Origin of the sequence: Serratia sp. 14-2641 (genome assembly GCF_001692375.1) — a bacterium.
Taxonomy (GTDB): domain Bacteria; phylum Pseudomonadota; class Gammaproteobacteria; order Enterobacterales; family Enterobacteriaceae; genus Chania; species Chania fonticola_C.
This window is the reverse complement of the sequence record NZ_LXKR01000005.1, coordinates 18,101-44,368: the sequence shown is the minus strand read 5'-3', so window position 1 is coordinate 44,368 and position 26,268 is coordinate 18,101. Positions and strand designations below refer to the sequence as shown.

The following is a 26,268-nucleotide window of genomic DNA, read 5'->3' as shown; positions in this document are numbered from 1 at the left end:
GCATCGTGGGCTAGCAAGCTTTCAAGTCATTAATGGCGGCACGGTGACTGGTATATACTCGTTGTATGAAACGCAACAACGAGAAGCGCATGATCCTGATTATTTACGCCCATCCCTATCCCCGGCATTCCCATGCCAACCAACGGTTGCTACAGGCGGTAAAAGACATTCCCGGCGTGGAGGTCCGTGCGCTGTATGAACTGTATCCGGATTTTAATATCGATATCAACGCCGAGCAGCGGGCGCTGGAACGGGCCGATATGGTGGTTTTACAGCATCCGATGCAGTGGTACAGCTTGCCGCCGTTGCTGAAACTGTGGATCGACAAAGTGCTGGAGCATGGCTGGGCCTATGGCCACGAGGGCAACGCCCTGGTGGGGAAAGACTGTCTGTGGGCGGTCACCAGCGGCGGAGATGAGCAGCATTTCACTTTGGGCGATTACCCCAACTTTGCCGCACTGGGTCAGCCGCTACAGGCCACGGCGATTTACTGCGGTATGAAGTGGCAACCGTATTTTGCCGTGCACAACACCTTTACCTGTAACGAACCGGCTTTGATCGCCGCCGGGGAAGCCTATCGTCAGCGGCTGGTGCAGTATCTGATGGAACACAACGAGCCAGCAGCAGAGCAGGAGTCAGTGAATGGATAATCACTCGATGATGATTGAAGGGCTGATCTATCTGGGATCAGCCGGGCTTTTGGTGCCGATTGCCGTGCGCCTGGGGTTGGGATCGGTACTCGGCTATCTGATTGCGGGCTGTGTGATTGGCCCCTGGGGGCTGAAACTGGTTTCCGATCCCGAGTCGATACTGACTTTTGCCGAAATCGGCGTGGTGTTGATGCTGTTTATCATCGGGTTGGAGCTGGATCCCCGGCGGTTGTGGACGCTGCGTGCAGCGGTATTTGGTGGCGGGAGCATCCAGATGGTGGGATGCGGCCTGGTGCTAAGCGCCTTCTGCTATTTCCTCGGCCTGAATTGGCAGGTCGCCTTGCTGATTGGCTTGACGTTGGCACTCTCCTCAACGGCAATTGCCATGCAGGCGATGAGTGAGCGTAACCTGACGCCTTCGCCGATTGGCCGCAGCTCGTTTGCGGTACTGTTGTTCCAGGATATTGCCGCTATTCCCTTGGTGGCGATGATCCCACTACTAGCCAGCAGCGGCGCGGCTACCACGCTGGGTGCCTTTGTGTTTTCTGCTGCCAAAGTGGTGGGGGCGCTGGCGGTCGTAGTGCTGTTGGGGCGCTATGTGACCCGGCCCTTGCTGCACTTTGTGGCGCGTTCCGGCATGCGTGAAGTCTTCAGCGCCGTGGCGCTGTTCCTGGTGTTTGGTTTTGGCATTCTGCTGGAAATGGCCGGGCTGTCGATGGCGATGGGGGCCTTTCTGGCTGGCGTGTTGCTGGCCAGTTCCGAATACCGCCATGCGCTGGAAAGCGATATTCAGCCATTTAAAGGCCTGTTGCTTGGGTTGTTCTTTATCGGCGTGGGGATGTCTATCGACTTTGGCACGCTGTTCCATCACCCGTTGCTGATTGCCTCGCTGTTGCTGGGCTTTATGCTGTTGAAGGCGGCACTGCTGTGGCTGGTTGCGCCGATGCTTGGGGTACCCAAGCGCCAGCGCGGGCTGTTCGCCATTTTGCTGGGGCAGGGCAGTGAGTTTGCCTTTGTGATCTTTGCTGCGGCACAGATGGCTGGCGTGTTACCACTCGAATGGGCTAAATCGCTGACGTTGGCCGTTGCACTTTCGATGGCCGCCACGCCATTGCTGCTGGTGGTTGCCGCTCGCCTGGCCAAAAATGCCCCGCAGGACGAACGCCCGGCAGATGTGATCGACGAAGAGAATGCCAGCGTGATCATCGCCGGTTTTGGCCGTTTTGGCCAGATCGCAGGCCGTATGCTGCTGGCCAACGGCGTGCATACCGTGGTGCTGGATCACGATCCGGACCATATCGAAACGCTGCGCAAATTTGGCACCAAGGTGTTTTATGGCGATGCGACGCGGGCCGATCTGTTGGAAGCGGCAGGAGCGGAACATGCCAAAATCCTGATTAACGCCATCGACGACGTGGAGGCTAACCTGCAACTGACGGCGCTGGTCAAACGCCATTTCCCGCACCTGAAAGTGGTGGCGCGTGCCCGCGATGTGGACCACTGGTATCAACTGCGGCAGTTGGGGGTTGAAAAACCTGCGCGGGAAACCTTTGAAAGCTCGTTACTGATCGGCAGAGAAACTCTCGAACTGCTGGGGCTGGACGCCTACGAAGCCCGTGAAAAGGCGGATACCTTCCGGCGGTATAACCTGAAGATGCTGGAGGATACGCTGGAGAACTACGAAGATACCGAGTTCCGTGTCGCCAGTCTGCAACGGGCTAAAGAAATGCTGTCGTCGGCCATCGAGCAAGATCAGATGCGCCTATCTCACGTGCAGCAAAACGGCTGGCGCGGCAGTATTGATGGCAAAGCGCCTGAGGAAGAAGTAGTGGAAGCGAAAGGGTAATTGGCTGGCGAGGGTTTGCCCCTCGCCGGTTTTTCAGCTCAGCGCGACCTTGATGCCCAAGGCGATTAACATCCCACCCAGCAGCTTATCGACCACCTTCTGGGTTTTCTCCAGCCCACGGCGTACCGGCCCGCTTTGGATTAAAAACACCAGCACCGGCCACCAAACGGCGGAAAGACCGAAAATAATCCCGGCATACCACAGTTTTTCACCCAGGCCGGAGTTGATTTGCAATACCTGGGTAAACACCGCGAGGAAGAACAGCGTGGCTTTCGGGTTGAGCAGATTACACAGGTAACCTTGTACAAAGGCGCTTTTCAGGCTGACCTGCTGTTGAGGCAGGCTGCTGACGTTCATCTTGCTGCCACCGCGTGACAACAAGGCTTGAATACCGACCCAAATCAGGTACACCGCACCGGCGTATTTCAGCACGTTGAACAACCACGGCGTGGTGGTGATCACTACCGCCAGACCCGCGACACAGTAAGACATATGAGTTGCCACGCCGCAAATCACGCCGAACGCGGTCATCATTGCTGCCAGGCGCGGATAGCGCGCTGCGTTTTTAATCACCAGAAAAAAGTCTGGCCCGGGGGAAAGCATGCCGAGCGTGGCAATGCCGGCGACAAACAATGAGGTTTCAAGCATGAGCGAGTCTCTGAAAAAGGCCTAATTCTGCTGATAATAACGCCACTCCTCCTGACGTGCATCAACCTATTACATCAATCTCTGGTTATATGATGGGTCTTCATTAAGAGGATGTGATTGAGCGACATGAAAAAGGAATTAACCGCAGAGATACCCGGTGTAAACCAGCAACAGCGTGAGATCACCCGTCTGTGTATTCAGTGTGCGTTGCTGCTGCTACAGCACGGGGCGGAAAGCATGGTGGTGGAACAACTTTCGACTCGCTTGGGCCTGGCGCTTGGCATGGATAGTGTAGAAAGCTCCATCTCGGCCAACGCCGTGGTGCTTACCACCATCAGCAATGATGCCTGCCTGACCACCACGCGAAAGAACGTCGATCGTGGGATCAACATGCAAATGGTGACCGAGGTGCAGCACATTGTGATCCTGGCGGAACACCATTTGGCCGACGTCCATGACGTGGCGCGGCGCTTTGAAAAAATCCGTCCGTTGCGCTATCCGCGTTGGCTGGTGGTGCTGATGGTGGGGTTGTCCTGTGGCTGTTTCAGCATGCTCAACGGCGGCGGGCCAGATGCTTTTGCGGTCACCTTTATGGCCAGTGGTCTGGCGATGTTTGTGCGCCAGATGCTGACCGCTCGCCATATGAACCCGCTGATCAACTTTTGCCTGACGGCCTTTGTCGCCACGTCGGTCTCCGGCCTGCTGTTACGTGTGCCGTTTTTCCACCAAACCTCCAGCGTAGCGATGGCGGCCAGCGTGCTGTTGCTGGTGCCCGGTTTCCCGCTGATCAACGCGGTAGCCGATATGTTTAAAGGCCACGTCAATACCGGCCTGGCCCGCTGGGCGATGGCCAGTTTACTGACGCTGGCAACCTGCATCGGCGTGGTGATGGCGATGTCGCTGTGGGATTTACGGGGGTGGTCATGAGCCTGCTGTGGGCGCTGTTACAGGACATGCTGCTGGCGGCGGTACCCGCGCTCGGCTTTGCCATGGTGTTCAACGTGCCGCTACGAGCGCTGCGCTACTGTGCCTTGCTTGGGGCGCTGGGGCACGGTTCGCGGATGCTGATGATGCATTTCGGCATGAATATCGAGTGGGGCTCGTTCCTGGCCGCCATCCTGATCGGTATCATCGGCATTTACTGGTCACGCTGGCTGCTGGCACATCCCAAGGTGTTTACCGTTGCGGCGGTGATCCCGATGTTCCCCGGTATTTCAGCCTATACCGCGATGATCAGCGTGGTGGAGATTTCACATTTGGGCTACAGCGAAGCCCTGATGTCGGTGATGATCTCCAACTTCCTCAAAGCCTGTTTTATCGTGGGAGCCTTGTCGATTGGCCTGTCGGTACCGGGTCTGTGGCTGTATCGTAAACGTCCCGGCGTTTAGGGCTTTTTTCTAAGGATCTGGGATTACTGGAGTTTATCTTCAGAGCCGTCCGATATATGACTATCGCTCGATTCGTCTATCGACGGTGGCCGGGGCTTTACGTATAGTGTGAACAATTTTGCTGCCTATACAGGGTTAAACAATGATTATCAGCCTGATTGCTGCTTTGGCGGCGGATCGCGTTATTGGTATGGAAAATGCCATGCCGTGGCACCTGCCGGAGGATTTGGCGTGGTTTAAACGTAACACGTTAAATAAACCGGTGATTATGGGCCGTAAGACCTTTGAGTCGATTGGCCGCCCATTACCGGGCCGCCATAATATCGTGTTAAGCAGCCAGCCGGGTAAAGAACCTGGCGTGACCTGGGTGACTTCGCTGGAGGAGGCCTTGGCTGCGGCTGGCGAGGTGGAAGAAGTGATGGTGATGGGCGGTGGCAGCATTTATAGCCAGTTCCTGCCACGGGCTTCCCGGATGTATCTAACGCATATCGATGCCGAAGTGGGGGGCGATACCTACTTCCCGGATTACGAGCCAGACGAATGGGAAACCTCGTTCAGCGCCTTCCACGATGCGGATGCACTGAACTCGCATGGTTACTGTTTTGAGATTTTGGAACGCCGCTAAGGCGGGTTAGCTATCAAATGGGCACCCTTGGGTGCCCATTGTCGTTTTAAGACGCTGCCAGCGTATCCGCGCCGTCTATTGCATCGCGGCGGTTGCTTGGCTGGGTAAAGTAGCGCTTGTCTTCCCAACGTAGCAGGGTTAAATCCCCGCCCCAACAGCAGCCGGTATCCAGGCCGATGATCCCTTCCGGCGTGCCTCTGCCTTCCAGTGATGCCCAGTGGCCGAAGATGATGCTGTATTCGGGATCGACCAGACGTGGCAGATCAAACCAGGGTTTCAGCGGAGCGGGAGCGGTGCCCGGCGCATCTTTGCAGATCATGTCCAACTGGCCATTAGGGAAGCAATAGCGCATGCGGGTCAAGGCATTAGTACTAAAGCGCAGGCGTGCCAACCCGCTCAGTTCCGGGCTCCAGTTGTTGGGCATGTCGCCGTACATCGCATCCAGAAATAACGGATAACTGTCGCTGCTGAGTACCGCTTCCACTTCACGGGCACACATCTGTGCGGTCTCGATATCCCACTGTGGGGTAATGCCAGCGTGACCCATGATCAGTTTGCGTTCATCATCCACCTGTAGCACCGGCTGGCGACGCAGCCAGTTGATCAGCTCGTCAGCATCAGGGGCTTCGAGCAAGGGGGTAATGCGGTCTTTGGGTTTGTTACGGCTGATACCGGCGTACACCGCCAGCAGGTGCAGGTCGTGGTTACCCAGAACCATTCGCAATGCCGGGCCGAGAGAGCGGACGTAGCGCAGCACTTCGAGCGAGCCGGGGCCACGGGCGACCAGGTCGCCAGTCAGCCACAGTTGGTCTTGCAGGGGATCGAAATTAACCTGCGCTAATAGCGACTGCAGTTCATCGAAACAGCCATGAACGTCGCCGATAAGATATGTCGACATATTAGTGGATCAGCGTAGGGATGGCTAAACGGAACACCGGAATAGCGGTACGGAATGGCTGACCCTGTTGATCAACCATTTCATAGTGGCCTTCCATGGTGCCCAGCGGCGTTTCGAGTATCGCACCGCTGGTATATTGGAACTCGCTGCCGGGCTGGATAATGGGCTGTTCACCGATCACTCCCTCGCCCTGAACTTCAGTTTGCCGACCGTTACTGTTGGTTATCAGCCAGTAACGGCCCAGCAGTTGCACGTCAAAGCGCCCCAGATTACGGATGGTAACGGTATACGCGAAGACGTAACGTTCTTCCTCAGGTATCGATTGTGATTCCACATACACACTCTGTACCTGCACACATACACGGGGCGAATCAATCATGACAACTGCTCCTTTATTGCTGCTGCGCCTGCTGTTGTGAAAGCCAGTTTGCCAGCTTACAGTACTGCGCTACAGAAATATTCTCTGCTCTGAGCGTCGGATCGACGCCGAGTTCCGTCAACTGTTCCGGGGTGAAAAGATCGCCCAGGCTGTTGCGGATGGTTTTTCTGCGTTGGTTAAACGCCTGGGTGGTCACGCGGCTGAGCATACGCACATCGCCGACAATATTTGGCATCACCAGATGCGGTACCAGACGAACCACGGCAGAATCGACTTTAGGCGGTGGCGCGAACGCAGTCGGCGGCACTTCCAACACGGGAATAACGTTGCAGTAATACTGCGCCATCACGGTCAAGCGCCCGTATGCCTTGCTGTTTGGGCCGGCAACCAGACGGTTGACCACCTCTTTTTGCAGCATAAAGTGCATGTCGCGGATAGCTGAAGTATAGCTGAAAAGGTGGAACATCAGCGGCGTCGAGATGTTATACGGCAGGTTGCCAAACACGCGCAACGATTGGCCTTCCACGGCTGCCAGCTCGGCGAAGTTCACCGTCATGGCATCTTGCTGATGAATGGTCAGCTTGTCTTTCAGCTGTGGGTGATTGGCCAGGCGGGCTGCCAGATCGCGGTCAAGTTCAATCACCGTCATGCGATCCATACGCGCGCCAACCGGCTCGGTCAAGGCTCCCAGGCCAGGGCCGATTTCGACGACCGCTTCGCCCGGCTGTGGGTGAATGGCTGAGACAATGCTATCGATGACAAACTGATCGGTTAAAAAGTTCTGTCCAAAACGTTTGCGGGCAAAGTGCCCTTGGTGGACTCTATTATTCATTGCTGTTAATTATCATTTTAATGGCGAGAGCCAAGGCCGTTTTGAAGCTGCCTGCATCGGTAGTGCCGCTGCCAGCCAGTTCCAACGCGGTACCATGGTCGACCGAGGTACGGATAAAAGGCAAACCGAGGGTGATATTCACCGCCCGACCAAACCCCTGGTATTTTAGTACAGGCAAGCCCTGATCGTGATACATCGCCAGCACCGCATCTGCATGTTGCAGATATTTGGGCTGGAACAGCGTATCCGCCGGGAGCGGGCCAATCAGCTGGATGCCGCGACTACGCAGCACCTCCAAAGCCGGAATAATCACATCCAACTCTTCACGCCCCATATGGCCGCCTTCCCCCGCGTGTGGGTTTAGCCCACAGACGTAAATCAACGGGTGCGGAATGCCAAACTGGTTTTTCAGATCCCGATCGAGAATGGTGATCACTTCGAACAGGCTCTGTTGGGTAATGGCACCCGGGACTGCCAGTAACGGCAGATGGGTCGTTGCCAGAGCGACGCGAAGCTCCTCGGTAGCCAGCATCATCACCACGCGTTCACAATGGCTGCGATCGGCAAAGAACTCGGTGTGGCCGGTAAAGGCCACGCCAGCGTCGTTGATGATGCTTTTGTTGACCGGGCCAGTGACCAGCGCGGCGAACTCACCGTTCAGGCAACCGTCACAGGCACGTGCCAGAGTCTCTACCACATAGGCGCTGTTGGCGACGTTAAGTTCGCCAGCGACCACGGCCGCCGGAGCTGCAACGGGCAATACCGTTAAGGTCCCGGCACGCTGTGGCTGTGCAGGTTGGCCTGGCTGGTAGTCGCGCAGCGTGAGCGGTAACGCCAACTGGCGGGCGCGCTCAAGCAACAAGGCCGGATCGGCGCACACCACCAGCTCAACAGGCCAATCCTGTTGTGCCAGTACGGTGACCAAATCCGGCCCAACCCCGGCAGGCTCGCCGGGGGTGATGACGATACGGTTATTGCGGTGCATTGCTTCCATCGAGGATCTTCACGTAAGCAGCGGCACGTTGTTCCTGCATCCAGGTTTGCGCTTCTTCGGCAAACTTGCGGTTAAACAGCATGCGGTAGGCACGATCTTTCTGCGCCGCATCGGTTTTATCCACCTGGCGGGTATCCAGCAACTGGATCAGGTGCCAGCCAAAGGAAGAGTGTACCGGCTCGCTGATCTGGCCTTTTTGCAGCTTCAGCAGCGCATCGCGGAAGGCAGGATCGTACATGTCTGGCGAAGCCCAACCCAGATCGCCGCCCTGCAGAGCAGAGCCTGGATCTTGTGACAGCTGTTTGGCCTCGTCTTCAAACTTCGCTTTGCCGCTCTTGATGGCCGCAGCCACTTCCTGCAGCTTGGCGCGTGCCTGATCGTCGGTCATCACTACTGACGGTTTCAGCAGGATATGACGGGCATGCACTTCTGTCACTGAAATCGACTGGGTACCGCCACGGATATCGTTGACCTTCAGGATATGGAAGCCGACGCCGGAGCGGATCGGCCCAACCACGTCACCTTTTTTGGAGCTGGACAGACGTTCTGCGAACAGCGTTGGCATTTCCTGCAGTTTACCCCAACCCATCTGGCCGCCTTTCAGCGCTTGTGAGTCGGCGGAGTAGGTGATCGCCAGCTTGCCGAAATCGGCACCGCCGGTTGCTTCACCCGCCAGGCGTTTCGCCAGCGCTTCGGCTTCATCAACCTGCTTCTGCGATGGGTTTTCTGGCAGCGGGATCAGGATGTGGCTGATGTTGATGTCGGTTTCACCGCCGTTCTGCGCGCCGACCTGCTTGGCCAACGCGTCAACTTCCTGCGGCAGGATGGTGACACGGCGACGCACTTCGTTGTTACGCACTTCTGAGGTCAGCATTTCCTTGCGGATCTGCGCACGGTAAGTGTTGTAGTTCAGACCTTCATACGCCAAGCGGCTACGCAGTTGATCCAGGCTCATCTTGTTCTGGGCGGCGATATTGCCGATTGCCTTGTCCAGATCGGCATCGCTGACGGTGATCCCCATTTTTTGCGCCATCTGCAGCAGGATATTATCCATAATCAGACGTTCAATGATCTGGTGACGCAACGTATTGTCGTCTGGCAATTGCTGGCCAGCCTGCTGTGCGTTGAGTTTCACCGATTGCATCAGGCCGTTCACGTCGCTCTCGAGTACTACGCCGTTATCGACGACGGCGGCGACTTTATCCATTTGTTGCGGTGCTGCGAACGCGGTATTGGCACAAACCACCAATCCGAGAAGAAGCGTTCTCCAGTTCTTCATACATTTCCCGTTATCTGTTTCCGCAAATGCGGGTGAAAGTTGTTTTTTTCAATTCGTTAATCAATATCAGAAGGCACGTTGGTAAGGCAGAATACCCGAACGCAGCATTTCATTGGTGCCAAGGCTGTGATCGCTGCTCAAGCCACGCAGTTCGACGTTGAATGAAACTTTGTTATCGTACTTGCTGACCTGATTGCCGTAGTCCCAATCGGTGATCTTGCGCTCATATCCCACGTTAACCGCCCAGCAGCAGGTGTTATAGCGCAGGCCGACCAACTGGTTAGCAGTTTGTTTCGCACGGGTATCGTAGTAATACGCCCCGACGACTGCCCAACGATCGGCAATCGGCCAACTGGCCACCAGACCGACCTGTGAAATACCGTCCTGATAGCCTGGGTTGCTGATATCCGGCAGGGTTGCCGAAATATATTCCGGGCTGGCATAACGGTAGTTCAACTGCACCATACGATTCTGATCCTGACGATATTCCACTACCGCGTCGCCTAACGCGAAGCTGTCAAGACGGGTGTCGTATTGCACACCACCGCGCAGGCCCCAGCGATCGTCAATCTTCCAATAGGTGTCACCAGCCCAGACGACGCTGCCGGTATCATCGCTATTATCAAAGTTGCTACTTTGATCCCCGGTCCGCGAGCGGCTGAGGTAGTAGATTTGACCTACGGAAACGTTAAAACGTTCAACCAGCGCGTCATCATAAATACGCGAAGTGACACCGGCTGCCACGCGGTTCTGCGAGGCGATGCGATCCAGGCCGCTGTAGGAGCGGTCGCGGAACAGGCCCGAGTAGTCGGTTTGCAGCAGGGTTGAGTCATAAGTATAGATATCGCTTTGATCGCGATAAGGCACGTACAGGTACTGCATACGTGGCTCGATGGTTTGGGTATAACCTTCTGACCAATCCATTGGGCGATCGAACACCACCTTGCCGTCGGTCTTGAACTGCGGCAGTACGCGGTTGACCGAACCTTCCAGATCGGGAACCGGGCTACCCGGGTTACGGTTGGCATAGTCGGCGGCAAAACCGTTCGGGATGGTCTGCTGGAAATGCGTCGCCATCAGTTTGGCTTCGGTATTCAGGCTGCCCCAACTGTTGACCAGCGGCAGATTGATCGCCGGTTCAATGTGCCAACGGGTGGCTTCCGGGTTATTCGGGTTGACGCTGGTAAAGTTGGCAACCTGGCCGAAGGTGTGGAAATCAAACGGACCGATATCCGATTTATAGTAGTTGAGATCCAACTGCGGCTGTGCACGGTAGGCGTTCTGGTTACCTGCACCGCTGAAGATCTGGAACTGCTTGGAGGCCAGCGTAGCATCCCAGTTCTCGTCAGCATAACCGACGCTGAATTTCTGCGTGGCGTAGCCATCGGTGGTGGAACCGTATTTGGAATCCAGATCGGTGAAGTAATAAGGGTCGCTGACCTTGGTGTAGTCGACGTTGAAACGCCACACCTGATTCATTACGCTGTTATGGCCCCAGTAGAATAGCCAACGCTTACTGTCGTCGACATCTCCGTGATCTTTTTCGTACTGCCTATCGCTTGGCAGCCAGTCGAAGGCCATGGTGCCCAGACCCGGTTGCAACAGATAACGGAATTCGTTCTGCCACTGCAGGCCGCGATTCGTCATGTAGTGCGGGGTGATGGTGGCATCAAAGTTTGGCGCAATGTTCCAGTAATACGGCAGCATGAACTCGAAGCCGTTATTACTGCCATATTTGGCATTGGGGATCAGGAAGCCGGAGCGGCGTTTATTGCCCACTGGCAGCTGCAAATAGGGGCTGTAGAACACCGGCACCTTGCCAATCTTGAAGCGGGCGTTCCACACTTCGGCCACTTCTTCTTCGCGATCGTGGATCACTTCGGAGCCCACAACGCTCCAGCTGTTATCGCCAGGCAGGCACGAGGTGAAGGTACCGTTTTCCAGGATGGTGTAGCGGTTTTGACCGCGCATCTTCATCTTGTCGGCGTCACCACGCCCTTGGCGGCCCACCATCTGATAGTCGCCCTGATAGACGTCGGTATCTTTGGTGTTCAGGTTTGACCAGGCTTTAGGGCCTTTCAGTTTGATCTGATTATCCGCGTAATTCACGTCACCGGTGGCGGTAACGGTACGGATGGGATCCGGCTGCCCGTCTTTTTGCGTCTGCTTCAGCTCAACCTGCTTCGCCGTCAGGGTGCTGTTGCCCTGTTCGACGTTGACGTTGCCGGTGAACAGCGCGTTGTTCGGATAGTTGGCTTGTGAATCATCGGAAATGATGGTGACCGGCAGGCTGTTGGGGTCGCCGCTGATCACGGGTTTATCATAAACAGGCACACCGAGCATACATTGCTCGGCCAGATCTGCCAGCGCGTGCTGACTATATATCGCCGTCCAAATTAACGTGGCCAGCAGTGTTGGGAAACTTTTTTTCATACGCGGTTTTGGTGTTCCGTCATCAGAGGCGTCATGTCCGGCAAACGGTCAGAGACTATATCACTCATCAGCGTTGCGCTAGTGTTAAATCCTGCCGTTCGATTGCGTCGTCGTTAGGCGCAGAGATAAATGACAGGTATGATAATCGAATTCTTGGAAAAAATCGCCTTAACCCTTGCACGTACCGATGGGGATACACGGCTTATTACGGTTTGATAGTTGGGGAGTATATGCAGTATTGGGGAAAACTGCTCGGAGTGATTGTCGCCATTTGGGCTGGCGGCGGATTCTGGGGTGTCGTGCTGGGGTTGATCGTTGGCCATATGATTGATACCGCACGTAATAACAAGCGCAGTCGGGGCTTCTTTACCGATCAGCAAACGCGGCAGACGTTATTTTTCCGCACTACCTTTCAGGTTATGGGGCATCTGACCAAATCGAAAGGGCGGGTGACCGAAGCTGATATCCAGATAGCCAGTCTGTTTATGGACCGCCTGCAACTGCATGGCGAGGCCCGAACCGCGGCGCAGCAGGCGTTCCGCGAAGGCAAGCACAGCCAGTTTCCGCTGCGTGAAACCTTGCAGCAGTTACGCAGCATCTGTTTTGGTCGCTTTGACCTGATTCGGATGTTTCTGGAAATTCAGATCCAGGCCGCGTTTGCCGACGGCTCGCTGCATCCGAATGAACGCCAGGTGCTGTATGTGATCGCCGAAGAGTTGGGGATCTCCCGCGCTCAGTTCGATCAGTTCCTCAGCATGATTGAAGGCGGGCGTCAGTTCGGTGGCGGCAGTTGGCAGGGGCAGCAAGGGGGATACTCCCAGGGCGGCTACCAGCAGGCGCAACGTGGCCCAACGCTGGAGGATGCTTGCAAGGTGCTGGGCGTGAGCAGCAGCGACGATGCCACCACCATCAAACGTGCCTATCGTAAGCTGATGGGCGAGCATCACCCGGATAAACTGGTCGCCAAGGGATTACCGCCGGAAATGATGGAGATGGCGAAACAGAAAGCGCAGGAGATCCAGGCAGCCTACGACCTGATCAAACGCGAGAAGGGCTTTAAATAGTTAAGGGCGCCGTGTGCGGCGCTCTTAAAACTCAGAAATCCGGCTCTACGCGAAAATGCATCGGTGTCTGGAACGCGGGATGGGTGATACGCAACTCTTGTGCGTGCAGCTGCAGGCGCGGTGCCATCGCCTTGGCCTCTGGCGGGGCGTAGAAGCCATCGCCAAGAATGGGGTGACCCAATGCCAGCATATGCACACGCAATTGGTGTGAGCGCCCGGTGATGGGCAGCAGCTTGACCCGCGTGCTGCCATCCGCGTCCCGTGAAAGCACCACATATTCGGTCTGTGCGGCCTTGCCGGTTTCGAAACAGACTTTCTGCAAGGGCCGGTTAGGCCAGTCGCAAATCAGCGGTAAATCCACCATCCCTTCATCCTGTGCCATATGCCCCCACACGCGGGCGATGTAGCATTTTTTCGGCTCGCGCTCGCGGAACTGGCGTTTTAGCTCACGCTCGGCGGCCTTGTTCAATGCCACCACGATCACCCCGCTGGTAGCCATATCCAGGCGATGCACGGACTCCGCCGCAGGAAAGTCTGCCTGGATACGCGTCATCAGGCTGTCCTTGTTCTCCGGGGCTCGGCCAGGCACGGAAAGCAGCCCGCTAGGTTTGTTGACCACGATGATGTGCTCATCCTGATACAGCACGTGCATCGGATCTTGCGGGGGATTGTAAGGTTCCATGTTAGCTCCGCTGAGAAGGGCAAACCGGGGAGCCTTGGCTCCCCGTTGTGTGGATCACTGGTGTGTCACCACTACCAGACGAATAGCATCCAGCCGCCATCCCGCTTCGTTGAGGTTAATCAGCACCTGCTTGCGGTTGAACTCCAGCGCTTCGACTTCGTCATCACGGATATTCGGGTTAACCGCTTTCAGGGCTTCCAGACGTGCCAGCTCGGTACTCAGCTTGTCATCGGCCTCTTGCTTGGCCTGTTCGATCAGGGCGCGGGCCTGTTCTTCCACCAGGCTTTCTGCCTGTTGCAGCATCACGTGCACTTCTTGCTGCACCGCATTGACCAGTTTGCTGGAGGTGTGGCGATTGACCGCGTTCAGTTGGCGGTTAAAGCTTTCGAACTCGACCTGTGCTGCCAGGTTGGTTCCCTTGCGATCCATTAACATGCGGATCGGCGTTGGCGGCAGGAAGCGGGTCAATTGCAGGTGTTTAGGGGCCTGCGCCTCAACCACATACACCAGTTCGACCAGCAGGGTGCCCACCGGCAGTGCCTTGTTTTTCAACAGGGAAACTGCACAGCTCCCGGTGTCGCCGGAGAGGATCAGATCCAGCCCGTTGCGGATAATCGGGTGTTCCCAGCTGACAAACTGGGCATCTTCACGCGACAGCGCCTGCTCGCGATCAAACGTCACGGTGCAGCCATCCTGCGGCAGCCCCGGGAAGTCCGGTACCAGCATATGGTCGGACGGAGTCAGGACGATCAGGTTGTCGCTGCGGTCTTCCTGGTTGATGCCGACGATATCGAACAGGTTGAGCGCAAAGCTCACCAGGTTAACGTCGTTGTCCTGCGCCGCAATGGCTTCCGCCAGCGCCTGCGCTTTGTCACCGCCGTTGGAGTGCATTTCCAGCAGACGGTCACGGCCCTGTTCCAGCTGCGTTTTCAATTGCTTATGCTGCTGGTTACAGGCATGGATAAACTCATCCAGACCTTCCTGCTCGGTAGGGGCGGCCAGGTAGCCAATCAGTTGCTCATAGCAACTGTCATAAATCGGCCGGCCGGTTGGGCAGGTGTGCTCGAAGGCATCCAGCCCTTCATGGAACCAGCGGCCCAGCACGGCCTGAGCGGTGTTTTCCAGGTAAGGCACCATGATCTGGATGTCGTGCATCTGGCCAATACGATCCAGACGGCCAATACGCTGTTCCAGCAGATCCGGGTTAAACGGCAGGTCGAACATCACCATCTGGCTGGCAAACTGGAAGTTACGCCCTTCCGAACCGATTTCGGAGCACAGCAGCACCTGTGCACCTTCTTCCTGTGAAGCGAAGTAGGCGGCGGCGCGATCGCGTTCGATAATGCTCAGCCCTTCGTGGAACACGGCGGCCCGGATCGCTTCGCGCTCACGCAGCACCTGCTCCAGTTGCAGAGCGGTCGCGGCCTGGGCGCAAATCACCAGCACTTTCTCATGACGGTTGGCGACCAGATAATCCAGCAGCCACTCAACGCGCGGATCGAAGTTCCACCAGGTCGCATTCTCCCCTTCGAACTCCTGATAAATCTGTTCTGGGTAGAGCATGTCGCGGGCGCGGGCTTCGACGGTTTTCTTGGCGCTCATGATGCCGGACACCTTGATCGCCGTCTGATATTGCGTTGGCAACGGCAGTTTGATCTGGTGCAGGTGGCGGCGTGGGAAGCCTTTTACGCCGTTACGGGTATTACGGAACAGCACGCGGCTGGTGCCGTGGCGATCCATCAGCATGGTGACCAGTTCCTGGCGCGCCTGCTCGCTGTTGTCGGTATCGCTGTTGGCCGCTTTCAGCAGGGGTTCAATGTCCTGCTCGTCGATCAGCTCACCCAACAGGTTCAGCTTGTCATCCGCCAGGCGCTCGCCGCTCAGCAACAGCGTCACCGCATCGGCTACCGGGCGGTATTTCTGTTGATCGGTGACAAACTCTTGGTAGTCATGGAAACGGCTGGGATCCAGCAGGCGCAAGCGGGCAAAGTGGCTTTGCTGGCCAAGCTGCTCCGGGGTTGCCGTCAGCAGCAGTACGCCCGGGATGTGCTCCGCCAACTGTTCAATCACCTGATATTCACGGCTCGGCGCGTCTTCGCTCCAGGCCAGGTGGTGAGCTTCGTCTACCACCAGCAGATCCCAGTGGGCATCGGCCAACTGCTCAAGGCGCTGTTTGTTGCGACGCACGAAATCCAGCGAACAGATCACTAACTGTTCGGTTTCGAACGGGTTGCTGCTGTCGAGCATCGCTTCGGAATAGCGGCTATCGTCAAACAGGGAGAAATAGAGGTTGAAGCGACGCATCATTTCAACCAGCCACTGGTGTTGCAGGGTTTCCGGCACCACGATCAGCACGCGTTCGGCGCGGCCAGCCAGCAGTTGCTGATGAATAATCATCCCGGCTTCGATGGTTTTACCCAAGCCCACTTCATCAGCCAACAGAACGCGCGGCGCATGACGCTGGCCGACCTCGTAGGCGATATGCAATTGGTGCGGGATCAGGCTGGCGCGCATACCACGCAAGCCAGCGAACGGCAGGCGATACTGTTCGCTCTGGTATTTGCGGGCGCGGAAACGCAGCGCAAAGCGATCCATGCGGTCAATCTGACCGGCAAACAGGCGGTCTTGCGGTTTACTGAAGGTCAGCTTACTGTCCAGCAGCACTTCACGCATAGCGACGCCGCTTTCCTGGGTGTCCAGACGCGTGCCGATATAGGTCAACAGGCCGTTATCCTCTTTGACTTCCTCCACCTGCAACTGCCAGCCTTCGTGGTTGCTGATGGTGTCGCCCGGGTTAAACATCACGCGGGTGATTGGCGAGTCGTTTCTGGCATAGAGGCGGTTTTCACCGGTTGCGGGGAAAAGCAGGGTCACCATGCGCACGTCCAGTGCTACCACGGTTCCCAGTCCCAATTCGCTTTCCGTATCGCTGATCCAGCGTTGACCAAGTGTAAAAGGCATAGTTTGTCGGCTCGATTCTTATTAAGTAAGTCTTGCTACCCGGCAGATAAGCCCTGGGTAACCTGTTTCAACTGCCTGCTATTCCCGGCATCTTGCCTGCCACCACGTTGTTACCGGTTGGCGAGCTTTATTTTCATTTAGCGGGTAATAGCCTGTTACGCCAGACGTCTGGTGACGGCATGGCGACAACGATGTTGTGAATAGTGGTTCAGAATTTGGGAAGGGCGCTATGGTAATGGAAGGCGGCGCATTCGTCACCTGTAAAACCCGATGATTTTTTCTTCCCAAATGCCGACTAACACCAGTAAAAAGAAAGGGTTTCCCCATGGGGGGGGATTACCCCCTGCTTTGACCGCTCAGAACAGGCCTATCTGCCTGGTGACCAACGCCGAAAAATCGTCGTACAGGAAGGGAAGTATAGCGTCTGCCACCGGTTGCAGTTGGCGTTCGAGATAATGATCGTAATCGATCGCAGATTGCCGGGTTTCCAGCGGCTCTGGCCCGGCTAGCGTCATTACATAGCTGATCCAGCCACCGTTCTGATATTGCAGTGGCCGCCCCTGTTGACGATTATAGTCATCGGCCAGGCGGGCTGCTCGGGCGTGTGGCGGGACATTGCGTTGATAGTCGTCCAGCTTGCGCCGCAGGCGTTTACGGTACACCAGCCGGTCGTCAAATTCGCCGTTCAGCGTTTTGGCCACGTAATCGCGCACAAAGTCCTGATAGGGCTGGCGCTTGAAGATGCGTTGATAGAGCTGCTGCTGAAACTGCTGCGCCAGCGGGGTCCAGTCGGTGCGTACCGTTTCCAACCCTTTATACACCATCTCTTCACTGCCGTCCGGTTTGCTGATCAACCCGGCGTAGCGTTTTTTGCTGCCCTGCTCGGCACCGCGGATGGTGGGCATTAAAAAGCGGGAATAGTGGGTTTCAAACTCCAGCTCCAGCGCATTTTCCAGCCCATATTGCTGTTGCAGATGCTGCTGCCACCATTGATTGACGTGATCGAGCAGTTCGCGGCCAATCTCGGCGGCCTGCTGTTCACTGTGGGCCTTTTTCAGCCAGACAAAGGTCGAGTCCGTATCGCCGTAGATCACCTGGTAACCTTTAGCTTCGATCAACTCCCGCGTCTGGCGCATGATCTCGTGGCCGCGCAGGGTGATCGACGAGGCCAGCCGGGGATCGAAGAAGCGACAGCCGCTCGATCCCAGCACGCCGTAGAAGGCATTCATAATGATCTTGAGCGCCTGCGACAGCGGTTTGTTGTTGTGGCGTTTGGCCGCTTCGCGCCCCTGCCAGATCTGTCGAACAATCTCGGGAAGGCAGTGTTTGGTGCGGGAGAAGCGAGCCTGGCGAAAACCCGGCACCGAGTTTTCATCATCTGGGTGCTGCATGCCTTCTACCAGCCCGACGGGATCGATCAGGAAGGTGCGGATGATCGACGGATACAGGCTTTTGTAATCCAGTACCAGCACCGAATCATACAGGCCGGGCTGTGAATCCATCACAAAGCCGCCGGGGCTGTGCTCTTCCGGCAATTCCCCAAGGTTTGGAGCCACATAGCCCTGACGATGCATGCGCGGGATATAAAGATGGTTGAAGGCCGCCACCGAACCGCCGCTGCGATCGGCCGCCAAGCCGGTCACGGTGGCGCGTTCGAGCAGGAAGGTCAACAGTTCGGTTTTGGCGAAAATACGCGTCACCAGCTCGCAGTCTTTTAGGTTATAGCGAGCCAGAGCGGGTTTATCTTCGGCAAAGCGGCGGTCTATTTCCGCCATCCGCTGGTAAGGGTTGTCGATCGATTTCCCTTCCCCAAGCAGCGTTTGCGCCACATATTCCAGGCTGAAGGACGGGAAGTTCCAGGTGGCCGATTTCAGCGCCTCGATACCGTCGATAATTAATCGCCCGGAGGCCGAGGCGAAGAAGTGGTTTTGCTTAAAGCCGTGCTCGCGCCATTCCAACAGGTTACCGCTACGGCCAAAGCGCAGGGGGATCTGATAACGTTCGGCGTGTTTCTGCAGCACCCGCAGATCGAACTGCACCAGGTTCCAGCCGATAATGGCGTCGGGATCGTGCTGCTCCAGCCATTGGTTCAGGCGTTCCAGCATTTGTGGGCGGCTGTTGCAGTATTCCAGTTCGAAATCCAGCGCCTCAGTGCCGCCGTTGGCCGGGCCGAGCATATACACTTGGCGCTGGCCACAGCCTTCCAGCGCGATGGAGTAAAGCTCGCCATGGGCGGTGGTTTCGATATCCAGTGATACCAGCTTTAGAGTGGGGCGGTAGTCTGGGGCAGGCTTCATCTGGCCGTTGAGCCACAGGCCGTTACCGTCGGGTTGGCCGTTGAACCACACCGGGGCGGTGATAAAGCGCTCCATCAGATAGCGTTCCGGCGGGCGGATATCGGCCTCAAACACGTTGACGCCACCCTCTTTGAGCAGTTTTTCCAGCTTGATCAACTGACGATGCTGGCGGCAATAAAGGCCCATCACCGGACGGGAATGGAAATCCTGCAGCGGCAAGGGTTTCAGCTCGACATGACGCTCTTCACGCAGCAGCAACTCTGCCCGCTGACGCTGTTCGGCGGGAATGAATGCCACGGAGGTCTGTGGGGCCAGCCGTAGCCGCTGTGGCCCGCTATCGGTTGCCAGCCAGAACTCAACTTCGGTACCGGCGGGCGTATCACGCCAATGGCGGGTGAGTAAGAAACCCTGCTGTAGAGATGTCACTAGTTTCTGAGCATCGGTGATCTATAGATGTTTATAGTATGGGTTTTTATACAGTAATTGTCTATTACTGGCCGGATTGGCTAAATCTACATACAATTCAACGATTGACTCCCCCTGGCCCGCGCCGGACAATCCTTCGCCCATACGTTTAGCTTACCAACAGAGGTTTAATGGAAGCCTATTTACAGCAGTTGATCACCCAGTCATTGGCTTTCACCCTGGTGGTGGTCATGCTGGTGGCGTTCCTGGAGTCGCTGGCGTTGGTCGGTTTGTTATTGCCGGGCACGGTGATGATGGCCAGCATTGGTGCACTGATCGGCAGCGGACAGGTGGACTTTTATATGGCCTGGGGGGCGGGCATTGTCGGTTGTCTGCTGGGGGATTGGATCTCCTACTTTATCGGCCGGGCTTTCAAGGGGCCGCTGCACCGTTGGTCGTTCCTGAAAAAGAACAAGGCGATGCTGGATAAAACCGAGCATGCGCTGCATCAGCACAGTATCGTTACGATTTTGATCGGCCGTTTTGTTGGCCCGACGCGCCCGCTGGTGCCGATGGTTGCCGGCATGCTCGATCTGCCTCCCTACAAATTTGCCCTGCCGAATATCATCGGTTGCCTGACCTGGCCACCGGTCTATTTCTTTCCCGGCATTCTGGCGGGAGTCGCGATCGATATTCCTGCCAGCGCCAACAGCGCGTTGTTCAAATGGCTGTTGTTTGGCGTGGTGGTACTGTTGTGGCTGGCAGCTTGGCTGAGTTGGCGCTGGTGGCGTGAAGGAAAGCGCAGTGCCGATAAGCTGACGCGCTGGCTAACGCCGAGGCGGCTGCGGTTGGCCTGTATTGCGAGCTGGGTAGGGGCGCTGGTGTGTTTCTATTATATGCATCAGCAGGCGTTGATGCCGGTATATCGACATCTGCTGTGGAAAGTGCTGGCGGGCTGATTTCAGGCGTAAAAAAACCGACTGGTGAGGTCGGTTTTTTTATTTCCCGCTCTAGAGCTGGTAACTCTGGCCGGGGTGAGACAGTCAGTAACTAACATTGGAAGGCAGCTACCGTGACAGGCAGCGTATGGGTAAGCGGTAGTGTCCTCACTCCATGAAATGGAGTAACCGGATGATTGATATCGATAAGGCAATCATCGTTCTTGGGGCGCTGATCGCGTTGCTGGAACTGATCCGTTATGTGCTTCAGTTACTGAACTGATAATGGAAACGTAGCTAAGGCCGGGGGCTAACCACTCCCGGCCTTTAACATTCAGCCGCGAAAGTTTACTGGAAGAACGCCTCCAACTGCTCAAACACCCGCATATCTTCGCTATGGCGTTTCACCTGTAACACATCCTCCAGCTTTTCAACCTGGCTGATCATCTGCACCAGGCGTTGATCGTCGGCCACCAATAGCCAAATGCGGCTCTGGGTTCCATCTTTCAGCGGCATACATAAAATACCTTCCACGTTAAAGGCACGGCGGGCAAACAGGCCACAAACGTGGGTCATTACGCCCGGATGGTTCCGTACCGCCAACTCCAGGATCACCTGTGGATTCTTTTGTAGTGATTGCATGGCTTATTCTCCAATCATTTCGATGTTGGCGGCACCCGGTGGCACCATTGGGTAAACTTTTTCGTTGATATCGATCAGCGCGTGGATCAGGCAAGGGCCAGGACGTTGGATGGCCGCCAGCAACGCGGCCTGTGGATCTGCCTCGGCATTCAAATCGCAGGTGTCCAGGCCAAACCCGGCGGCAATCTTCAGGAAATCGGTACGCTTTGGATAGGTGGCGGCAAAGATATGCTGTTGATAGAACAGCGTCTGCTGCTGGTGTACCAATCCCAAGGCCTGGTTGTTCATCAGGATGATTTTCACGTCCAGATTATGCTCAACGGCGGTCGCCATCTCTTGAATATTCATCATCAGGCTGCCGTCACCGGAGAAACACAGCACCTTGCGCTGAGGCTCTGCCAGGGCTGCACCAATCGCAGCAGGCAAACCAAAGCCCATGGTGCCCAAACCGCCGGAGGTCAGCCACTGGCGCGGGCGGCTCAGTGGATAAGCCTGGGCTACCCACATCTGATGCTGGCCTACATCGGTGGTGATAATGGCGCTTTCGTCCACGCAGCGTGCTGCGGCTTTAACCAGCCCGTAATGGCTCAATGGGTCTGCCACATTTGGCATGTTGATCGGGAATTCACGCTTCAGATCGTTAACGGTGTTCATCCATTCGGTACGCGGCTGTGCTTCGATCATCGGTAACAGCTGTTGCAGCACCTGGCCGACATCGGCATGGATGGCAATATTGGCCTGTTTAACCTTGCCCAGTTCGGCACGGTCGATGTCCACGTGGATAATTTTGGCGTTCGGGCAGAATTGCTCGGTTTTACCGATTGCCCGGTCGTCGAAGCGGGCGCCAAGCACGATCAGCAGGTCGGCTTCTTGCAGGATAAAGTTGGTGCTGCGCGCGGCATGCATCCCCAACATGCCTAATGACAGCGGGTGTTCCACCGGCATTGCTCCCAATGCCATCAGCGTCATGGTGGTTGGCAGGTTGGAGCGCTCGGCCATTTCCAGCGCCGGTTTATGGGCTTCTGCGCAGATGATGCCGCCGCCCAGATACAGAATAGGGCGCTTGGCCTGATTGATCATTGCAGCAGCCTGTTCGACCTGCTTGCTATCAAAGGCCGGTGGGGCGTCTGGTACGGCCATTGGCGGTAACAAATCCCACTCAATTTCGGCGGTTTGCACGTCTTTCGGGATGTCGATCCACACCGGGCCTGGGCGGCCGGATTCGGCAATGCGGAATGCGTCGCAGATCACCTGCGGCAGATCGCTGATATCACGGACCAGGTGGTTGTATTTGGTGATGGGAATGGAAATGCCGTAGGTATCCACTTCCTGGAAGGCATCGGTACCGATCATCGAGGAAGATACCTGGCCAGTGATGCACACCAGCGGGATCGAATCGAGCTTGGCGTCGGCAATGGCGGTCACCAGATTGGTGGCTCCCGGGCCGCTGGAAGCGATACAGACCGCCGCCTTGCCGTTGGTACGTGCCATGCCCTGCGCCATAAAACCGGCCCCTTGCTCGTGGCGGGCCAGCACGTGCTGGATGACGGTGCTTTGGCTCAGAGCATCGTACAGCGGCAGCGCTGCGCCACCGGGAATGCCTGCAATAGTGGTGATACCCTGACGCTCCAGCAGATGCACGATCAGCTGTGCGCCGGTAATACGTTGGCCTTGGTGTGGCGTGCCCGAAGTTGCCATGTGCCTATCCTTTTCTCTGGGCCGGTTAGCTTTTCTGGGCAGGGAGACTAAAACAAGAAACCCCGCCCGGTTTGCGCCGGCGGGGTTTGGGAATCGATGCGTTGATTCGGACCCTACGGCGCGTTGCCGACGACCACCACCACACGCACGACGACCACCGCGGCTGGTAGCGCGGTTGTTAGTAGGGTCGAGGTCAGCGAGGATGCGATCACAGGGAGCCTTATCATCAGTAGTAAAAAACAGAATTTTATAAAACCACAGGTGCAAAATTCGCACAACAGGTTTATTGGTTCAGCATAAAAAACGCGTGGTAGATCACGGTTTAACCGGAATACCCAGCACCTTGGCCTCCGGAGCGCTGCCGCTTACTAATGCCTGCGTCGGGCCGTCGTAATAAATCCGCCCATCCACGACCAGCAACGTACGCGGCGCGATGCGGGCGGCATCCTCAAGATTGTGTGAAACCATCAGCAGCGTGAGTTGGCGCTGGTCGCAGACGTTTTGCAGCAGTTGCAGCATCTCACTGCGCAGTGCCGGATCGAGTGCAGAGAAAGGCTCATCGAGCAGCAGGATCGGCTGCTGGCGGATCAGGCAACGCGCCAAGGCTGCCCGCTGCCGCTGCCCGCCGGAAAGCTGTGACGGCAGGCGCTGCAGATGCTCCTCCAACCCGACCTGTTGGGCAATCTGTGCTAGTTGTTCCTGCTGTGCGGCGGTTAGGCGCAGTCCAGGATCCAGCCCCAGGCCGATGTTTTGCTTGACCGTCAGGTGGGCAAACAGGTTGTTTTCCTGAAACAGCATCGACACCGGGCGTTTGGCTGGCGGCGAAGCGGTATGATCGCTGCTGTTGAGCCACAGTTTACCGCTGGCCGCTGGCAGAAAACCGGCGATCAGGCTGAGCAGGGTGCTTTTGCCTGCGCCGCTAGGGCCCAGCACCGCGACGTGTTCTCCCGGCTGAATGCGCAGGTCAAAACGCATCGGCAGGTGTTCGTACAGATAGGTCAGTTTTTCAAGCGTCAGCATGGCGGCCCGGTAAACGTTCAATCAGGGTAAACAGCAGGAAACAGAGCAGCAGTAGCAGCAGGGCAGTCACGGCCCCGTCGTTGCTGCGATATGCGCCAATCTGCTGATAGAGATAAAAAGGCAAGGTACGGAACTGCTCGTTGCCGAACAGTGCTACCACGCCGAAATCGCCAATCGACAGCACACAGGCAAAGGCCAAAGCCTGCGCCAGCGGGCGTTGCAACGCTTTCAGCTCGATCCAGCGCAGCCGCTGCCAGCCGTGGATATCCAGCGACAAGCATAGTGGATTATAACGCTCGGCCAGATCGCGCATTGGATTTTCCAGCACTTTTAGTGCGTAGGGTATCGCCATCAACGCATTGGTGAGGATCACCAGCGCATAAGGCGACTGCGGCAGTCCAGTGGTATCGCTCAGCAACAGAAAGAAACCGGTAGCCAGCACAATACCCGGCATCGCCAGGATCACCATGCCGCTCAGTTCCAGCGTTTGGCCCCAGGCGGCCCGTTGTCGCAGCTTCAGCTCACGGCTGCTCCATAGCAGCATCATGGTCAATACCACGCACAAAATGCCCGCGCCTAGTGCGATGCGTAGTGAGGTGAACAGGGCCTGCCAGAGAATGGGCTGTTGCAGCACGGTGACCAGCGTTTGGTTGGCACCGTCGATGATCACCGCCAGCAACGGAGGTAGCAGTAACAGTAGCGCAGCGACAATAAATAGCGTATCGCTAATGCGCCGCCCCAGACTGTCCTGCGGATCACGCCAGCGCTGGGCGTGGGTATGGCCAACCGGCAGAGCCTGGCTCAAACGCTGGCTGAGCACCACCAGCCCCAGGCAGCAAGCCAGTTGGATCAGCGCCAGCAGTGCCGCGCGGCTGAGATCGTAGTCGTAACTCAAGGCCTGATAGATCGCCAGCTCTATGGTGGTGGCCTGTGGCCCGCCGCCCAACGAAAGCACGGTTGCAAAGCTGGCAAAACACAGCATAAACACCAGTGCGCCGCTGGGGAGGATCTGGCGGCGTAACGCAGGCCATTCCACAAAGCGGAACTGCTGCCAGCCGTTCATCCCCAGCTGTGCGGCCAGTTGGCGCTGCTCGGTGGGGATGTTCTCCAGCGCCTGTAGCAGAAGGCGGGTGGCCAGCGGCATATTAAAGAACAGATGTGCCAGCAGGATGCCTTGCAGGCCATAAGGCGAAAAACTGTAGTTCACGCCCAGCCAACCACAGAGCGTTGCCAGCCAGCCTTGCCTGCCGTAGACGCTCAACATGCCAAATACAGCCACCAGCACCGGCAGCACCAGCGTCATGGCGCACAGCCGCAGCAGCAGGTTACGGCCAGGGAAGCGCCGCCGGTATAACGCTCGGGCCAGCCAGATGGCAGGCACCACCGAGATCACGGCAGAGAGTAGCGCCTGCCAAAAGGTAAAGCGCACTACATGCCACAGGTAGCTGTCTTGCCACAGGCTGCGCCAATCACTTTCGGGCGCATGACGCCACAGCGAGCCCATGGCCGCCAACGCGATCAGCAGGATCAGACCTGCGGCCATCAGCCCCGGCCATAACCAGCGGGGGATCAGTGGCTGACGGCAGTTTGCCATGCTCGGATCCAGTTACCACGCTGTTGTGCCACTTCCTCGGCGCTGAATTGCAATGCCGTTTGCGGCACGGTCATCTGTTCGAAACCGGCGGGCAGTTCCGTCTTGATCACCGGGTACATCCAGTTGCCGGTGGGAATGGTGTTCTGGAAGGCCGGGGAGACCATAAACTGCATGAAGCGCTCGGCCAGTTCTGGCTGTTTGCTGGCCTTTAGCTTGCCAGCGACTTCGATTTGCAGGTAGTGGCCTTCACTGAAGTTAGCCGCCGCATAGAGGTCTTTTTTCTCTTCGATCAGATGGTAGGCAGGGGAGGTGGTGTAGCTCAGTACCATGTCGCCTTCCCCTTTCAGGAACAGGCCGTAGGCTTCACTCCAGCCTTTGGTAACGGTGACGGTTTTCTTCGCCAACTGTTGCCAGGCAAGCGGTGCCTCGTCTCCATACACTTTCTGCATCCAGAGCAGGAGGCCAAGGCCAGGTGTGCTGGTGCGCGGATCCTGATAGATGATCTTCAGGGGGCGATCGCTGCTCACCAACTCTTTCAGGCTGGTCGGCGGGTTCTTCAGCTTGTCTTTATTGTAGACGAAAGCAAAGTAGCCATAGTCGTAGGGAACGAAGGTCTGGTTGTGCCAGCCACCGGGAACCGTGAGCTTGCTAGTATCGACTTGGCTGGCGGAGAACAGATCCGTTTGCTGCGCGGCTTGCAGCAGGTTGTTGTCCAGGCCCAAAACCACGTCGGCGGCGCTGTTCTTGCCTTCCATTCTCAGGCGATTGAGTAACGACACGCCGTCTTCCAGCGCCACGAATTTCAATTCGCAGTCACATTCGGCCTCAAAGGCTTTTTTTACCACCGGGCCAGGGCCCCAGTCGGCAGCGAAAGAGTCGTAGGTGTAGACCGTCAGCGTTGGCTTGGCCAGGACGGGCATCGCCGCTAGCAGTAATAAACAGGGCAGGTATTTTTTGACCACTTTGCACTCCTAATAGTAAAGGGGGCAAAGGTA

General features: G+C 56.8%; 24 protein-coding genes. 8 read left to right on the top strand and 16 right to left on the bottom strand.

Going from position 1 to position 26,268, the window contains the following annotated elements; all coding sequences use genetic code 11:
- The first annotated feature begins 89 nt into the window (after nt 1–89).
- Together kefF and kefC are read left to right on the top strand one after the other, a co-directional pair.
- Nucleotides 90–650: a glutathione-regulated potassium-efflux system oxidoreductase KefF gene (kefF, locus tag A6U95_RS03990; protein WP_065683689.1), complete on the top strand. Its 561-nt coding sequence runs from the start codon at nt 90–92 to the stop codon at nt 648–650.
- On the top strand, nt 643–2,496 hold the full coding sequence (gene kefC / locus A6U95_RS03985; protein ID WP_065683563.1) for a glutathione-regulated potassium-efflux system protein KefC: 1,854 nt from the start codon (nt 643–645) through the stop codon (nt 2,494–2,496). Before kefF ends, kefC begins: the two co-directional genes overlap by 8 nt.
- A 33-nt stretch (nt 2,497–2,529) precedes the next feature.
- On the opposite strand, the gene A6U95_RS03980 is transcribed toward kefC, so the two are convergent.
- On the bottom strand, nt 2,530–3,144 hold the full coding sequence (locus A6U95_RS03980; protein WP_021179269.1) for a LysE family translocator: 615 nt from the start codon (nt 3,142–3,144) through the stop codon (nt 2,530–2,532).
- Between the two features lie 126 nt (nt 3,145–3,270).
- On the opposite strand from A6U95_RS03980, the gene A6U95_RS03975 reads away from it, so the two are divergent.
- From A6U95_RS03975 to folA, 3 genes are all read left to right on the top strand, one after another.
- A complete protein-coding gene (locus tag A6U95_RS03975; RefSeq protein WP_024527198.1) occupies nt 3,271–4,071 on the top strand; it encodes a threonine/serine exporter ThrE family protein in 801 nt (266 codons plus the stop codon).
- Entirely contained in the window at nt 4,068–4,532 is a 465-nt protein-coding gene (locus tag A6U95_RS03970; protein ID WP_065683562.1) for a threonine/serine exporter, read from the top strand. Before A6U95_RS03975 ends, A6U95_RS03970 begins: the two co-directional genes overlap by 4 nt.
- Before the next feature lie 142 nt (nt 4,533–4,674).
- Nucleotides 4,675–5,157, top strand: coding sequence for a type 3 dihydrofolate reductase (gene folA, locus A6U95_RS03965; RefSeq protein WP_024483559.1), 483 nt, complete (start codon nt 4,675–4,677; stop codon nt 5,155–5,157).
- A 46-nt stretch (nt 5,158–5,203) separates the two neighbouring features.
- Here folA and apaH read toward each other — a convergent pair whose 3' ends face one another.
- The 6 genes from apaH to lptD all read right to left on the bottom strand — a co-directional run bounded on the left by apaH (nt 5,204) and on the right by lptD (nt 11,972).
- Entirely contained in the window at nt 5,204–6,055 is an 852-nt protein-coding gene (gene apaH, locus A6U95_RS03960; RefSeq protein ID WP_065683561.1) for a bis(5'-nucleosyl)-tetraphosphatase (symmetrical) ApaH, read from the bottom strand.
- 1 nt (nt 6,056) lies between these two features.
- Nucleotides 6,057–6,434 carry a Co2+/Mg2+ efflux protein ApaG gene (apaG, locus tag A6U95_RS03955; RefSeq protein WP_024483557.1) on the bottom strand — a complete coding sequence of 126 codons (378 nt, stop codon included), beginning with the start codon at nt 6,432–6,434 and terminating at the stop codon, nt 6,057–6,059.
- Nucleotides 6,435–6,447: 13 nt separating this feature from the next.
- The gene (gene rsmA / locus A6U95_RS03950) at nt 6,448–7,266 is read right to left on the bottom strand and encodes a 16S rRNA (adenine(1518)-N(6)/adenine(1519)-N(6))-dimethyltransferase RsmA (protein WP_021179275.1); all 819 of its coding nucleotides are present in this window, start codon (nt 7,264–7,266) and stop codon (nt 6,448–6,450) included.
- Nucleotides 7,259–8,251, bottom strand: coding sequence for a 4-hydroxythreonine-4-phosphate dehydrogenase PdxA (gene pdxA / locus A6U95_RS03945; RefSeq protein WP_083196318.1), 993 nt, complete (start codon nt 8,249–8,251; stop codon nt 7,259–7,261). Before pdxA ends, rsmA begins: the two co-directional genes overlap by 8 nt.
- Nucleotides 8,238–9,539 carry a peptidylprolyl isomerase SurA gene (gene surA / locus A6U95_RS03940; protein ID WP_065683559.1) on the bottom strand — a complete coding sequence of 434 codons (1,302 nt, stop codon included), beginning with the start codon at nt 9,537–9,539 and terminating at the stop codon, nt 8,238–8,240. The genes pdxA and surA overlap by 14 nt, the downstream gene beginning before the upstream one ends.
- Nucleotides 9,540–9,605: 66 nt before the next feature.
- Entirely contained in the window at nt 9,606–11,972 is a 2,367-nt protein-coding gene (gene lptD, locus A6U95_RS03935) for an LPS assembly protein LptD (RefSeq protein WP_065683558.1), read from the bottom strand.
- 230 nt (nt 11,973–12,202) lie between these two features.
- Here lptD and djlA point away from each other — a divergent pair, with 230 nt between their 5' ends.
- Complete coding sequence (gene djlA / locus A6U95_RS03930) at nt 12,203–13,036, top strand: co-chaperone DjlA (RefSeq protein ID WP_024483553.1); 834 nt, start codon at nt 12,203–12,205, stop codon at nt 13,034–13,036.
- Nucleotides 13,037–13,067: 31 nt separating this feature from the next.
- On the opposite strand, the gene rluA is transcribed toward djlA, so the two are convergent.
- From rluA to A6U95_RS03915, 3 genes are all read right to left on the bottom strand, one after another.
- Nucleotides 13,068–13,718, bottom strand: a complete 651-nt coding sequence (rluA, locus tag A6U95_RS03925; protein WP_065683557.1) for a bifunctional tRNA pseudouridine(32) synthase/23S rRNA pseudouridine(746) synthase RluA — start codon at nt 13,716–13,718, stop codon at nt 13,068–13,070.
- A gap of 54 nt (nt 13,719–13,772) precedes the next feature.
- Complete coding sequence (gene rapA, locus A6U95_RS03920) at nt 13,773–16,679, bottom strand: RNA polymerase-associated protein RapA (RefSeq protein ID WP_024483551.1); 2,907 nt, start codon at nt 16,677–16,679, stop codon at nt 13,773–13,775.
- A gap of 356 nt (nt 16,680–17,035) precedes the next feature.
- The gene (locus tag A6U95_RS03915) at nt 17,036–19,402 is read right to left on the bottom strand and encodes a DNA polymerase II (RefSeq protein WP_065683556.1); all 2,367 of its coding nucleotides are present in this window, start codon (nt 19,400–19,402) and stop codon (nt 17,036–17,038) included.
- A 170-nt stretch (nt 19,403–19,572) separates the two neighbouring features.
- Here A6U95_RS03915 and A6U95_RS03910 point away from each other — a divergent pair, with 170 nt between their 5' ends.
- Complete coding sequence (locus A6U95_RS03910; protein WP_065683555.1) at nt 19,573–20,340, top strand: DedA family protein; 768 nt, start codon at nt 19,573–19,575, stop codon at nt 20,338–20,340.
- A 172-nt stretch (nt 20,341–20,512) separates the two neighbouring features.
- Nucleotides 20,513–20,602: a damage-inducible type I toxin DinQ gene (gene dinQ, locus A6U95_RS29565; protein ID WP_138106268.1), complete on the top strand. Its 90-nt coding sequence runs from the start codon at nt 20,513–20,515 to the stop codon at nt 20,600–20,602.
- Nucleotides 20,603–20,667: 65 nt separating this feature from the next.
- Here dinQ and ilvN read toward each other — a convergent pair whose 3' ends face one another.
- The 6 genes from ilvN to thiB form a co-directional block, all read right to left on the bottom strand.
- Nucleotides 20,668–20,961: an acetolactate synthase small subunit gene (gene ilvN / locus A6U95_RS03905; protein WP_024527189.1), complete on the bottom strand. Its 294-nt coding sequence runs from the start codon at nt 20,959–20,961 to the stop codon at nt 20,668–20,670.
- A 3-nt stretch (nt 20,962–20,964) separates the two neighbouring features.
- Nucleotides 20,965–22,659 carry an acetolactate synthase large subunit gene (gene ilvB / locus A6U95_RS03900; RefSeq protein WP_024483548.1) on the bottom strand — a complete coding sequence of 565 codons (1,695 nt, stop codon included), beginning with the start codon at nt 22,657–22,659 and terminating at the stop codon, nt 20,965–20,967.
- Nucleotides 22,660–22,772: 113 nt separating this feature from the next.
- On the bottom strand, nt 22,773–22,871 hold the full coding sequence (gene ivbL, locus A6U95_RS30535) for an ilvB operon leader peptide IvbL (RefSeq protein WP_102026041.1): 99 nt from the start codon (nt 22,869–22,871) through the stop codon (nt 22,773–22,775).
- A gap of 103 nt (nt 22,872–22,974) precedes the next feature.
- Nucleotides 22,975–23,679 carry a thiamine ABC transporter ATP-binding protein ThiQ gene (gene thiQ, locus A6U95_RS03895; protein WP_065683554.1) on the bottom strand — a complete coding sequence of 235 codons (705 nt, stop codon included), beginning with the start codon at nt 23,677–23,679 and terminating at the stop codon, nt 22,975–22,977.
- Nucleotides 23,666–25,273, bottom strand: coding sequence for a thiamine/thiamine pyrophosphate ABC transporter permease ThiP (gene thiP / locus A6U95_RS03890; protein WP_065683553.1), 1,608 nt, complete (start codon nt 25,271–25,273; stop codon nt 23,666–23,668). Before thiP ends, thiQ begins: the two co-directional genes overlap by 14 nt.
- Nucleotides 25,249–26,235: a thiamine ABC transporter substrate binding subunit gene (gene thiB / locus A6U95_RS03885; protein WP_065683552.1), complete on the bottom strand. Its 987-nt coding sequence runs from the start codon at nt 26,233–26,235 to the stop codon at nt 25,249–25,251. Before thiB ends, thiP begins: the two co-directional genes overlap by 25 nt.
- Nucleotides 26,236–26,268 lie beyond the last annotated feature (33 nt).